Genomic DNA, 12,559 nt, shown 5'->3' on the forward strand with positions numbered 1-12,559 from the left:
AACATTGAAAACTGAATGACAATATGTCAACGTTAATTCCAAAAACAGTAACTTAATTGTTACAAACACTATTTAGTATTATGAGCTAATCAAACATCATAAATTTTTATGGAGAGTTTGATCCTGGCTCAGGATGAACGCTGGCGGCGTGCCTAATACATGCAAGTCGAGCGAACAGACAAGGAGCTTGCTCCTTTGACGTTAGCGGCGGACGGGTGAGTAACACGTGGGTAACCTACCTATAAGACTGGGATAACTTCGGGAAACCGGAGCTAATACCGGATAATATTTCGAACCGCATGGTTCGATAGTGAAAGATGGTTTTGCTATCACTTATAGATGGACCCGCGCCGTATTAGCTAGTTGGTAAGGTAACGGCTTACCAAGGCGACGATACGTAGCCGACCTGAGAGGGTGATCGGCCACACTGGAACTGAGACACGGTCCAGACTCCTACGGGAGGCAGCAGTAGGGAATCTTCCGCAATGGGCGAAAGCCTGACGGAGCAACGCCGCGTGAGTGATGAAGGTCTTCGGATCGTAAAACTCTGTTATTAGGGAAGAACATACGTGTAAGTAACTATGCACGTCTTGACGGTACCTAATCAGAAAGCCACGGCTAACTACGTGCCAGCAGCCGCGGTAATACGTAGGTGGCAAGCGTTATCCGGAATTATTGGGCGTAAAGCGCGCGTAGGCGGTTTTTTAAGTCTGATGTGAAAGCCCACGGCTCAACCGTGGAGGGTCATTGGAAACTGGAAAACTTGAGTGCAGAAGAGGAAAGTGGAATTCCATGTGTAGCGGTGAAATGCGCAGAGATATGGAGGAACACCAGTGGCGAAGGCGACTTTCTGGTCTGTAACTGACGCTGATGTGCGAAAGCGTGGGGATCAAACAGGATTAGATACCCTGGTAGTCCACGCCGTAAACGATGAGTGCTAAGTGTTAGGGGGTTTCCGCCCCTTAGTGCTGCAGCTAACGCATTAAGCACTCCGCCTGGGGAGTACGACCGCAAGGTTGAAACTCAAAGGAATTGACGGGGACCCGCACAAGCGGTGGAGCATGTGGTTTAATTCGAAGCAACGCGAAGAACCTTACCAAATCTTGACATCCTTTGACAACTCTAGAGATAGAGCCTTCCCCTTCGGGGGACAAAGTGACAGGTGGTGCATGGTTGTCGTCAGCTCGTGTCGTGAGATGTTGGGTTAAGTCCCGCAACGAGCGCAACCCTTAAGCTTAGTTGCCATCATTAAGTTGGGCACTCTAAGTTGACTGCCGGTGACAAACCGGAGGAAGGTGGGGATGACGTCAAATCATCATGCCCCTTATGATTTGGGCTACACACGTGCTACAATGGACAATACAAAGGGCAGCGAAACCGCGAGGTCAAGCAAATCCCATAAAGTTGTTCTCAGTTCGGATTGTAGTCTGCAACTCGACTACATGAAGCTGGAATCGCTAGTAATCGTAGATCAGCATGCTACGGTGAATACGTTCCCGGGTCTTGTACACACCGCCCGTCACACCACGAGAGTTTGTAACACCCGAAGCCGGTGGAGTAACCATTTGGAGCTAGCCGTCGAAGGTGGGACAAATGATTGGGGTGAAGTCGTAACAAGGTAGCCGTATCGGAAGGTGCGGCTGGATCACCTCCTTTCTAAGGATATATTCGGAACATCTCGTAGAGATGAGGAATAACGTGACATATTGTATTCAGTTTTGAATGTTTATTTTAAACATTCAACAACTAAATGAAAATTGCATTCAAAATTATATTTTGATATACTATTTTGATGTGATTGTTTGTTTGTTGATTGTACATTGAAAACTAGATAAGTAAGTAAAATAGATTTTACCAAGCAAAACCGAGTGAATAAGAGTTTTAAAAAAGCTTGAATTCATAAAATATAATCGCTAGTGTTCGAAAGAACACTCACAAGATTAATAACAGGTTTTCGACTTGAACTTTTAAAGAAATCGTTTTTAGATAATGAGTTGAGTTTATTTAAAGCGCAGTTTACTTTTGTAAATGAGCATTTAAATGAATGAAAACGAAGCAATATGAGAACGATTGACTAAAAGTTTGGTGGAAACATAGATTAAGTTATTAAGGGCGCACGGTGGATGCCTTGGCACTAGAAGCCGACGAAGGACGTTACTAACGACGATATGCTTTGGGTAGCTGTAAGTAAGCGTTGATCCAGAGATTTCCGAATGGGGGAACCCAGCACGAGTTATGTCGTGTTATCGACAAGTGAATTCATAGCTTGTCAGAAGGCAGACCCGGAGAACTGAAACATCTTAGTACCCGGAGGAAGAGAAAGAAAAATCGATTCCCTGAGTAGCGGCGAGCGAAACGGGAAGAGCCCAAACCAATAAGCTTGCTTATTGGGGTTGTAGGACACTCTATACGGAGTTACAAAGGAATATATTAGACGAATCATCTGGAAAGTTGAATCAAAGAAGGTAATAATCCTGTAGTTGAAAATATATTCTCTCTTGAGTGGATCCTGAGTACGACGGAGCACGTGAAATTCCGTCGGAATCTGGGAGGACCATCTCCTAAGGCTAAATACTCTCTAGTGACCGATAGTGAACCAGTACCGTGAGGGAAAGGTGAAAAGTACCCCGGAAGGGGAGTGAAAGAGAACTTGAAACCGTGTGCTTACAAGTAGTCAGAGCCCGTTAATGGGTGATGGCGTGCCTTTTGTAGAATGAACCGGCGAGTTACGATCTGATGCAAGGTTAAGCAGGAAATGTGGAGCCGTAGCGAAAGCGAGTCTGAATAGGGCGTTGAGTATTTGGTCGTAGACCCGAAACCAGGTGATCTACCCATGGTCAGGTTGAAGTTCAGGTAACACTGAATGGAGGACCGAACCGACTTACGTTGAAAAGTGAGCGGATGAACTGTGGGTAGCGGAGAAATTCCAATCGAACTTGGAGATAGCTGGTTCTCTCCGAAATAGCTTTAGGGCTAGCCTCAAGTGATGATTATTGGAGGTAGAGCACTGTTTGGACGAGGGGCCCCTCTCGGGTTACCGAATTCAGACAAACTCCGAATGCCAATTAATTTAACTTGGGAGTCAGAACATGGGTGATAAGGTCCGTGTTCGAAAGGGAAACAGCCCAGACCACCAGCTAAGGTCCCAAAATATATGTTAAGTGGAAAAGGATGTGGCGTTGCCCAGACAACTAGGATGTTGGCTTAGAAGCAGCCATCATTTAAAGAGTGCGTAATAGCTCACTAGTCGAGTGACACTGCGCCGAAAATGTACCGGGGCTAAACATATTACCGAAGCTGTGGATTGTCCGTAGGACAATGGTAGGAGAGCGTTCTAAGGGCGTTGAAGCATGATCGCAAGGACATGTGGAGCGCTTAGAAGTGAGAATGCCGGTGTGAGTAGCGAAAGACGGGTGAGAATCCCGTCCACCGATTGACTAAGGTTTCCAGAGGAAGGCTCGTCCGCTCTGGGTTAGTCGGGTCCTAAGCTGAGGCCGACAGGCGTAGGCGATGGATAACAGGTTGATATTCCTGTACCACCTAGCATCGTTTTAATCGATGGGGGGACGCAGTAGGATAGGCGAAGCGTACGATTGGATTGTACGTCTAAGCAGTGAGATTGAGTGTTAGGCAAATCCGGCACTCTTAAGATTGAGCTGTGATGGGGAGAGGAAATTGTTTCCTCGAGTCGTTGATTTCACACTGCCGAGAAAAGCCTCTAGATAGATAATAGGTGCCCGTACCGCAAACCGACACAGGTAGTCAAGATGAGAATTCTAAGGTGAGCGAGCGAACTCTCGTTAAGGAACTCGGCAAAATGACCCCGTAACTTCGGGAGAAGGGGTGCTCTTTAGGGTGCAAGCCCAGAAGAGCCGCAGTGAATAGGCCCAAGCGACTGTTTATCAAAAACACAGGTCTCTGCTAAACCGTAAGGTGATGTATAGGGGCTGACGCCTGCCCGGTGCTGGAAGGTTAAGAGGAGTGGTTAGCTTCTGCGAAGCTACGAATCGAAGCCCCAGTAAACGGCGGCCGTAACTATAACGGTCCTAAGGTAGCGAAATTCCTTGTCGGGTAAGTTCCGACCCGCACGAAAGGCGTAACGATTTGGGCACTGTCTCAACGAGAGACTCGGTGAAATCATAGTACCTGTGAAGATGCAGGTTACCCGCGACAGGACGGAAAGACCCCGTGGAGCTTTACTGTAGCCTGATATTGAAATTCGGCACAGCTTGTACAGGATAGGTAGGAGCCTTTGAAACGTGAGCGCTAGCTTACGTGGAGGCGCTGGTGGGATACTACCCTAGCTGTGTTGGCTTTCTAACCCGCACCACTTATCGTGGTGGGAGACAGTGTCAGGCGGGCAGTTTGACTGGGGCGGTCGCCTCCTAAAAGGTAACGGAGGCGCTCAAAGGTTCCCTCAGAATGGTTGGAAATCATTCATAGAGTGTAAAGGCATAAGGGAGCTTGACTGCGAGACCTACAAGTCGAGCAGGGTCGAAAGACGGACTTAGTGATCCGGTGGTTCCGCATGGAAGGGCCATCGCTCAACGGATAAAAGCTACCCCGGGGATAACAGGCTTATCTCCCCCAAGAGTTCACATCGACGGGGAGGTTTGGCACCTCGATGTCGGCTCATCGCATCCTGGGGCTGTAGTCGGTCCCAAGGGTTGGGCTGTTCGCCCATTAAAGCGGTACGCGAGCTGGGTTCAGAACGTCGTGAGACAGTTCGGTCCCTATCCGTCGTGGGCGTAGGAAATTTGAGAGGAGCTGTCCTTAGTACGAGAGGACCGGGATGGACATACCTCTGGTGTACCAGTTGTCGTGCCAACGGCATAGCTGGGTAGCTATGTATGGACGGGATAAGTGCTGAAAGCATCTAAGCATGAAGCCCCCCTCAAGATGAGATTTCCCAACTTCGGTTATAAGATCCCTCAAAGATGATGAGGTTAATAGGTTCGAGGTGGAAGCGTGGTGACACGTGGAGCTGACGAATACTAATCGATCGAAGACTTAATCAATTTATTTCAATGTTTTGCGAAGCAAAATCATTTACTTACTATTTAGTTTTGAATGTATAATCATTCTCTTGTCTGGTGACAATGGCAAGGAGGTCACACCTGTTCCCATGCCGAACACAGAAGTTAAGCTCCTTAGCGCCGATGGTAGTTGGATTTACGTTCCGCTAGAGTAGGACGTTGCCAGGCAAATTAAATTATTCCGCAGTAGCTCAGTGGTAGAGCTATCGGCTGTTAACCGATCGGTCGTAGGTTCGAATCCTACCTGCGGAGCCATGGCTCCTTGGTCAAGCGGTTAAGACACCGCCCTTTCACGGCGGTAACACGGGTTCGAGTCCCGTAGGAGTCACCATTATTGGAGAATTAGCTCAGCTGGGAGAGCATCTGCCTTACAAGCAGAGGGTCGGCGGTTCGAACCCGTCATTCTCCACCATTTGTATGTCGGAGGGGTAGCGAAGTGGCTAAACGCGGCGGACTGTAAATCCGCTCCTTCGGGTTCGGCAGTTCGAATCTGCCCCCCTCCACCATTCTAATGGGCTATAGCCAAGCGGTAAGGCAACGGACTTTGACTCCGTCACGCGCTGGTTCGAATCCAGCTAGCCCAGCCATTAGAGCCATTAGCTCAGTTGGTAGAGCATCTGACTTTTAATCAGAGGGTCAGAGGTTCGAATCCTCTATGGCTCACTTATTAGCACTCCTGTATAGGAGTGCTTTTTTTTATAAAATTAAATAAAAGTATTATAGAGTTTATCTATTTAAAGATTGATTATATTGGAAATAAACCATTAATCAATTGCTGATTAATTGATTAATCTACTTTTTTTATACAATTTATTTGTTCATATGACAGTTGTAATTATCATTGGTATAATTATTACTATGGAAAATATATTCGGAGGAGATGCTATGGATTTTTCCAACTTTTTTGATAATCTTAGTACATTAAAAATTGTAACGAGTGTGCTGGATTTACTTATAGTATGGTATGTCCTTTATCTTCTCATAACTGTATTTAAAGGAACCAAAGCAATTCAATTACTTAAAGGTATTCTTTTTATTGTAATTGGTCAACAAGTGAGTAAAATTCTAAATTTAACTGCTACATCTAAACTTTTTGATATTGTAATTCAATGGGGTGTTCTTGCGCTTATTGTTATTTTCCAACCCGAAATAAGAAGAGCATTGGAGCAGTTAGGTCGTGGAAGCTTATTTAAACGTTATACTAATACATACAGTCATGATGAAGAAAAGTTAATTGAAGCAGTATCAAAAGCTGTTCAATATATGGCTAAAAGACGTATTGGTGCTTTGATCGTTTTTGAAAAGGAAACGGGATTACAAGATTATATTGAAACGGGTATAGCGATGAATTCTGAAATATCTCAAGAATTATTAATTAATGTATTTATACCAAATACGCCACTACATGATGGTGCAATGATTGTTCAAAATTCTAAGATTGCTAGTGCAGCTAGTTACTTGCCCTTATCAGATAGTGCTAAAATTTCTAAAAGTCTAGGAACTAGACATAGAGCTGCAGTGGGTATCTCTGAAGTTTCAGATGCATTTACAATTGTTGTTTCAGAGGAAACAGGTTCAATATCTGTAACTTTTGATGGTAAATTACGTAGAGATATCTCAACTGAGGTATTTGAAGAATTATTAGCCGAACATTGGTTTGGCACACGCTTTCAAAAGAAAGGTGTGAAATAAGATGCTAGAGAGTAAATGGGGTCTCAGATTTATTGCTTTACTATTGGCAATCTTTTTCTATTTATCAGTTAATAATGTATTTGGAAATATTTTTAGTAATGATAATTTATCACAAAATTCATCTAAAACAATTGAAGATGTACCTGTTGAGATAATTTATAATTCCAAAGATTTACATGTAACTAAAGCTCCTGAGACTGTTAATGTAACTGTTTCAGGTCCACAATCTAAATTATTAAAAATCGAAAACACCGATGATATCAAAGTTGCAGTGGATTTATCCAACGCTAAAGCCGGAAAATACAAAGAAGACTATATCGTTAAAGGCTTAAGTAATGATATCAATTACAATGTTAAACCTAAGCAAGCTTATGTTACTTTGGAAAATAAAGAAACTAAAACGATGCATGTTCAAGCAGATATAGGGAAAGATGATATAGACCCAAACTATAAAGTGAAAGACAGTTCTGTTGAGCCTAATTCAGTCAAAGTAACTGGAGGACGAGAACAACTTAAGAAAATCGCATATTTAAAAGCTACTTATAAAGAAGCTAACAAATTAAGTCAAGATACTTCTGATGTAGCAGATGTCACTGCTTTTGATAAATCATTAAATAAATTAGATGTTAATATACAGCCTAATCAAGTCAAATTAAATGTTAAACTTCAAGAATATAGCAAGAAGGTTAAAGTTAAAATTAATAAAAAAGGCCGTTTACCTGATGGTGCTAGCTTGGATGATATAACACTAGATGAGAATGAGATAGAGATTTATGGTAACAGAGATGATTTACAAGATATTAATGAGATAGAGGCAAATGTTGATTTGAATAATATAACTGAATCTACAGATCAGAATGTTCAATTAAAATTACCAGACAAAGTAAAAAAGTCTGATCCAGATGAAATAACAGCACATATTAGCTTAAAATAACAAAATTAAAAAGGAGTATTAATGATGGGAAAATATTTTGGTACTGATGGATTAAGAGGAATAGCCAATAAAGAGTTAACACCTGAATTAGCATTTAAGTTAGGGCGTTATGGCGGTTATGTATTAGCACATAATGAAGGTGCTGACAGACCAAAAGTTTTAGTTGGTAGAGATACACGTGTGTCAGGTGAAATGCTTGAATCTGCTTTGATTGCAGGATTAGCTTCAATTGGAGCTGAAGTTATGAGATTGGGTGTAATATCTACACCTGGAGTAGCTTACCTTACTAGAGAAATGGGAGCTGAATTAGGAGTAATGATTTCAGCTTCGCACAATCCAGTGGCTGATAATGGAATTAAGTTCTTCGGTGCAGATGGTTTTAAATTATCTGATGCTCAAGAGGAGGAAATTGAAACATTATTAGATCAAGATAATCCTGATTTACCAAGACCGGTAGGAACAGATATTGTACATTTTTCTGATTACTTCGAAGGTGCTCAGAAATATTTAAGCTACTTAAAATCAACTATTGATGTTAATTTAGAAGGATTAAAAATCACACTTGATGGTGCGAATGGTTCTACATCAGCACTAGCACCTTTCTTATTTGGAGATTTAGAAGCTGATACTGAAACAATTGGCTGCAGCCCAGATGGTTATAATATTAATGATAATTGTGGGTCAACTCATCCTGAATTATTAGCTGAAAAGGTTCTTGAAACTGAAAGCGACTTTGGTTTAGCATTTGATGGCGATGGTGACCGATTAATTGCTGTTGATGAAAAAGGTAATATTATTGATGGTGACCAAATCATGTTTGTTATTGGTCAAGAAATGCATAAAAACCAAGAATTAAACAACGATATGATTGTTTCTACTGTTATGAGTAATTTAGGCTTCTATAAAGCTTTAGAAAACGAAGGTATCAAATCTAATAAAACAAAAGTTGGAGATAGATACGTAGTAGAAGAAATGAGAAAAGGTAACTACAACCTTGGTGGTGAGCAATCTGGACATATTGTTATGATGGATTACAATACTACAGGAGATGGCTTATTAACTGGTGTTCAATTAGCTGCTGTTATTAAAATGAGTGGTAAACCTTTAAGTGAGTTAGCTGCTCAAATGAAAAAATATCCGCAATCTCTAATTAACGTTAAAGTTACAGATAAGCATCATGTAGAAGATAATGAAGATGTTAAAAAAGTGATGGATGAAGTAGAGACTGAAATGAATGGTGAAGGCAGAATTTTAGTTAGACCTTCAGGTACAGAACCATTAGTTCGTGTAATGGTCGAGGCTTCAACTGATGAAGATGCGCAACGTTTTGCACAGCGAATTGCTGATGAAGTTCAATCTAAAATGGGCTTAGAGTAACCAATTTAATAAAACAATTTTCGTTTTCCTTCAAAGTTTACATTTAATGTGTAGCTTTGGAGTTTTTTTAATATTAATTAGCGGCTTTCATTAAAGCGCTTTCATTTAATTGGTTGCAATATTGTTTGGTAATAATTTAATAATTAGAAACAATTATTATGTATTTTAGAAGATTACAAAAGATATTTATTTTAAATTTTTACTAAAAAGGTCGGAAATTGTTTGCATTCATTTATCTGAAAAGTGTAAAATAAATAATATTGGAAGGAGGATAGTTCTAAATAAATTATAAAGCGCCAGGGCAAAATATAAGTGTACCTATAATCAAAAGTTAAATATGAGAGCTTTTGTAGGGCAATTTATTTCTTTGCAGACGAGGAGAATAGTCATCGAAAATATCGGCGGATGCTATTCCGGATGAGGCTCATTCGTTAGCTTATTATTTAAAACATTTAGGTAACTAAATGCACAAAAATAATAAGAATGCCTAAAATTTATAAAATCTTAGAAATATAATATGGCTTTAATGGGTAAATATAATAAAGATAAAACATTAATAATTAATAGGATTGTTAATAAAATTACTAATGTTTAAAAACACTTTACCTTTTTAAATTTTATATAACAGATAAAATTTTCAAGCTATATTTAACGGAGGAAAAATTTATGTGCGGAATTGTAGGATATATTGGATATGATAATGCAAAAGAATTGTTATTATCAGGATTAGAAAAATTAGAATATAGAGGATATGACTCAGCTGGTATTGCAGTTGCAAACGATAATGGTACAACTGTTTTTAAAGAAAAAGGTCGTATTGCAGAATTAAGAAAAGTTGCTGACAACAATGACACTGATGGTCACGTTGGTATCGGTCACACACGTTGGGCTACACACGGTGTACCAAGTACAGTGAATTCACATCCTCATCAATCTAATAATGAACGTTTTACATTAGTTCATAATGGTGTAATTGAAAATTATGAAGAATTAAAAAGTGAATATTTATCAGATGTAACATTCCAATCTGAGACAGATACAGAAGTTATTGTTCAATTAGTTGAACATTTCTCGAACAAAGGTTTAGAAACTGAAGAAGCTTTCTCTAAAGTTGTTTCTTTATTACACGGTTCATATGCATTAGGCTTACTTGATAATCAAGATAGCGACACAATCTATGTAGCTAAAAACAAATCACCTTTATTAGTTGGAGTTGGAGAAGGGTTCAATGTCATTGCGTCTGACGCATTAGCTATGATTAAAGTAACAAACGAATATAAAGAAATTCATGATCATGAAATTGTTATTGTTAAAAAAGACAGTGTAACTATTAAAGACCTTGATGGCAATGTACAAGATCGAGACACTTATACTGCTCAAATTGATGCTTCAGATGCTGAAAAAGGTATCTATGATCACTACATGCTTAAAGAAATTAATGAACAACCAGCAGTTATGCGTCGTATTATTCAAGAGTATGAAGATGAAAAAGGCGACCTAAAAATTGATCCTGAAATTGTTAAAGATGTTGCAGCTGCAGATCGTATATATATCATCGCAGCAGGAACAAGTTATCATGCAGGTTTAGTTGGTAAAGAATACTTAGAAAAATGGGCTGGTGTACCTACTGAAGTACATGTAGCTTCTGAATTTGTTTATAACATGCCACTATTATCTGAAAAGCCATTATTCATCTATATTTCTCAATCAGGTGAAACTGCTGATAGCCGTGCAGTGTTAGTTGAAACTAACAAATTAGGTTACAAATCATTAACAGTTACAAATGTGGCTGGTTCAACATTATCACGTGAAGCAGATCATACATTGTTATTACATGCTGGTCCTGAAATTGCAGTTGCTTCAACAAAAGCATATACAGCTCAAATTGCTGTTTTATCAATCTTATCTCAAGTTGTAGCTAAAGCACACGGTCGAGATAATGATATTGATTTATTGAGAGAATTAGCTAAAGTAACAACTGCAATTGAAACAATTGTAGATGATACTCCAGTAATGGAACAAATTGCTAAGGATTTCTTAGAAACAACGCGTAATGCATTCTTCATTGGTCGTACAATGGACTATAATGTAAGTCTTGAAGGTTCATTAAAATTAAAAGAAATTTCATATATTCAAGCTGAAGGATTCGCTGGTGGAGAACTTAAACACGGTACAATTGCATTAATTGAAGACGGCACACCTGTAATCGCATTATCTACACAAGAAAAGGTTAACTTATCTATTCGTGGTAATGTCAAAGAGGTAGTAGCACGTGGAGCAAAACCATGTATTATCTCTATGGAAGGTTTAGAAAAAGAGGGAGATACTTATGTAATTCCACATGTACATGAGTTATTAACTCCGCTTGTATCTGTAGTTACATTACAATTAATTGCTTACTATGCAGCGCTACACAGAGGATTAGACGTAGATAAACCTCGTAACTTAGCTAAATCAGTTACAGTTGAATAGTTTGTCTAAATTTTTAGACGGGGTAAAATTTAATAAGGTTAGATAACATTGAAATTGAAGTGGCTAACTTAAATGTGAAAGCGTTAATAACAAGCTTTTCTCTAATATAGTTACCCTAGTGGGAGCAAGATATTAAATTCATTAAGAATTTGATCTTGCTCCTTTTTTATTTGTAATACTAACTTATAAAATATACAATCTGTTATTTTGAAAATTTATCTGAATTATCTTACAATTATTGTATTGTGAGGTGATACTATGCTAATTTCAATGAATAAAGTACATCGATATAGAAGAGGTAAGCATATATTAAATGGTATTGATTGGAATATTAAAAAAGGGGATAAATGGGTATTATATGGTTTAAATGGTGCTGGAAAAACAACTTTATTAAATATTCTGAACGCTTATGATTCAATTACAAGTGGCAACATAGTCCTTTTTGGTATGACACCTGGAATGGTTGGATATTCAGCAGATAATGTGAGACAACATATAGGTTTCATTTCAAACAAGCTCACTAATCAATTTCAAGATGGCGAGCATGTAATAGGTGTAGTATTAAGTGGCTATTTTAAATCTATTGGCCTATACAAAACATTCAATCATCAACAATTGATAGAGGCGCAGAAGCTATTAAAATTAGTTGGTATGGCAGAATTTGAGAATGAATACCTCGGTTATTTATCAACTGGACAACAACAAAGGGTTATGATTGCACGTGCGCTTATAAGTAATCCAGAATTATTGATTTTAGATGAGCCAGCTTCGGGCTTAGATTTTTTAGCGCGTGAAACACTATTGGAAGTATTAGAAACTTTATCACATGAGCGACCTGAAATTACTATCATTTATGTGACACACCTCATTGAAGAAATCATACCAATATTTGATAAAATTTTTATTTTAAGTAAAGGCGTGAATTTCGCACAAGGAAATATTGATGATGTTTTAACTAATAAGACGATGTCATCTCTTTTCAATAGAAATGTAGAAGTTATGAATTATAAAAATCGATTTTCTTTACACCTGATAGGGTAATCTCGTT

At 39.1% G+C, this 12,559-nt stretch carries 5 protein-coding genes, 6 tRNA genes and 3 rRNA genes; all 14 read left to right on the forward strand.

The features are described from left to right. Positions 1-105 precede the first annotated feature (105 nt). The 14 genes from EQ029_RS03810 (at position 106) to EQ029_RS03875 (ending at position 12,552) form a co-directional block, all read left to right on the forward strand. Positions 106-1,656: ribosomal RNA gene (locus EQ029_RS03810) — 16S ribosomal RNA — on the forward strand. A gap of 440 nt (positions 1,657-2,096) precedes the next feature. Then, positions 2,097-5,018, forward strand: a 23S ribosomal RNA gene (locus tag EQ029_RS03815). Positions 5,019-5,089: 71 nt separating this feature from the next. Beyond that, positions 5,090-5,204: ribosomal RNA gene (gene rrf, locus EQ029_RS03820) — 5S ribosomal RNA — on the forward strand. Together the 16S, 23S and 5S rRNA genes with 6 tRNA genes alongside form the textbook arrangement of a ribosomal RNA operon. 12 nt (positions 5,205-5,216) lie before the next feature. Continuing rightward, a tRNA-Asn gene (locus EQ029_RS03825) sits at positions 5,217-5,291 on the forward strand. A 1-nt stretch (position 5,292) separates the two neighbouring features. Then, positions 5,293-5,367 (forward strand) — tRNA-Glu (locus EQ029_RS03830). A 5-nt stretch (positions 5,368-5,372) separates the two neighbouring features. After that, positions 5,373-5,448 (forward strand) — tRNA-Val (locus EQ029_RS03835). Positions 5,449-5,458: 10 nt separating this feature from the next. Continuing rightward, a tRNA-Tyr gene (locus tag EQ029_RS03840) sits at positions 5,459-5,542 on the forward strand. A gap of 6 nt (positions 5,543-5,548) precedes the next feature. Next, positions 5,549-5,623 (forward strand) — tRNA-Gln (locus EQ029_RS03845). A 3-nt stretch (positions 5,624-5,626) separates the two neighbouring features. After that, positions 5,627-5,699: transfer RNA gene (locus EQ029_RS03850), tRNA-Lys, on the forward strand. Between the two features lie 222 nt (positions 5,700-5,921). Next, positions 5,922-6,728: a diadenylate cyclase CdaA gene (cdaA, locus tag EQ029_RS03855; RefSeq protein WP_011275189.1), complete on the forward strand. Its 807-nt coding sequence runs from the start codon at positions 5,922-5,924 to the stop codon at positions 6,726-6,728. A gap of 1 nt (position 6,729) precedes the next feature. Next, positions 6,730-7,662, forward strand: a complete 933-nt coding sequence (locus EQ029_RS03860) for a CdaR family protein (RefSeq protein ID WP_011275190.1) — start codon at positions 6,730-6,732, stop codon at positions 7,660-7,662. Positions 7,663-7,686: 24 nt separating this feature from the next. Then, positions 7,687-9,039 (forward strand): phosphoglucosamine mutase, encoded by a 1,353-nt coding sequence (glmM, locus tag EQ029_RS03865; protein ID WP_016931395.1) that lies wholly within the window; start codon positions 7,687-7,689, stop codon positions 9,037-9,039. Positions 9,040-9,705: 666 nt separating this feature from the next. Then, entirely contained in the window at positions 9,706-11,511 is a 1,806-nt protein-coding gene (gene glmS / locus EQ029_RS03870) for a glutamine--fructose-6-phosphate transaminase (isomerizing) (protein ID WP_011275192.1), read from the forward strand. 258 nt (positions 11,512-11,769) lie between these two features. Continuing rightward, positions 11,770-12,552 (forward strand): ABC transporter ATP-binding protein, encoded by a 783-nt coding sequence (locus tag EQ029_RS03875; RefSeq protein WP_037559610.1) that lies wholly within the window; start codon positions 11,770-11,772, stop codon positions 12,550-12,552. The last annotated feature ends 7 nt before the right edge of the window (positions 12,553-12,559 follow it).

Origin of the sequence: Staphylococcus haemolyticus (assembly GCF_006094395.1) — a bacterium.
GTDB classification, from domain to species: Bacteria; Bacillota; Bacilli; order Staphylococcales; family Staphylococcaceae; genus Staphylococcus; species Staphylococcus haemolyticus.

Excerpts from the sequence above, each read along its gene's own strand:
- glmS (WP_011275192.1), top strand. The coding sequence starts at position 9,706 with ATGTGCGGAATTGTAGGATATATTGGATATGATAATGCAAAAGAATTG.
- glmM (WP_016931395.1), top strand. The coding sequence starts at position 7,687 with ATGGGAAAATATTTTGGTACTGATGGATTAAGAGGAATAGCCAATAAA.
- EQ029_RS03875 (WP_037559610.1), top strand. The coding sequence starts at position 11,770 with ATGCTAATTTCAATGAATAAAGTACATCGATATAGAAGAGGTAAGCAT.
- cdaA (WP_011275189.1), top strand. The coding sequence starts at position 5,922 with ATGGATTTTTCCAACTTTTTTGATAATCTTAGTACATTAAAAATTGTA.
- EQ029_RS03860 (WP_011275190.1), top strand. The coding sequence starts at position 6,730 with ATGCTAGAGAGTAAATGGGGTCTCAGATTTATTGCTTTACTATTGGCA.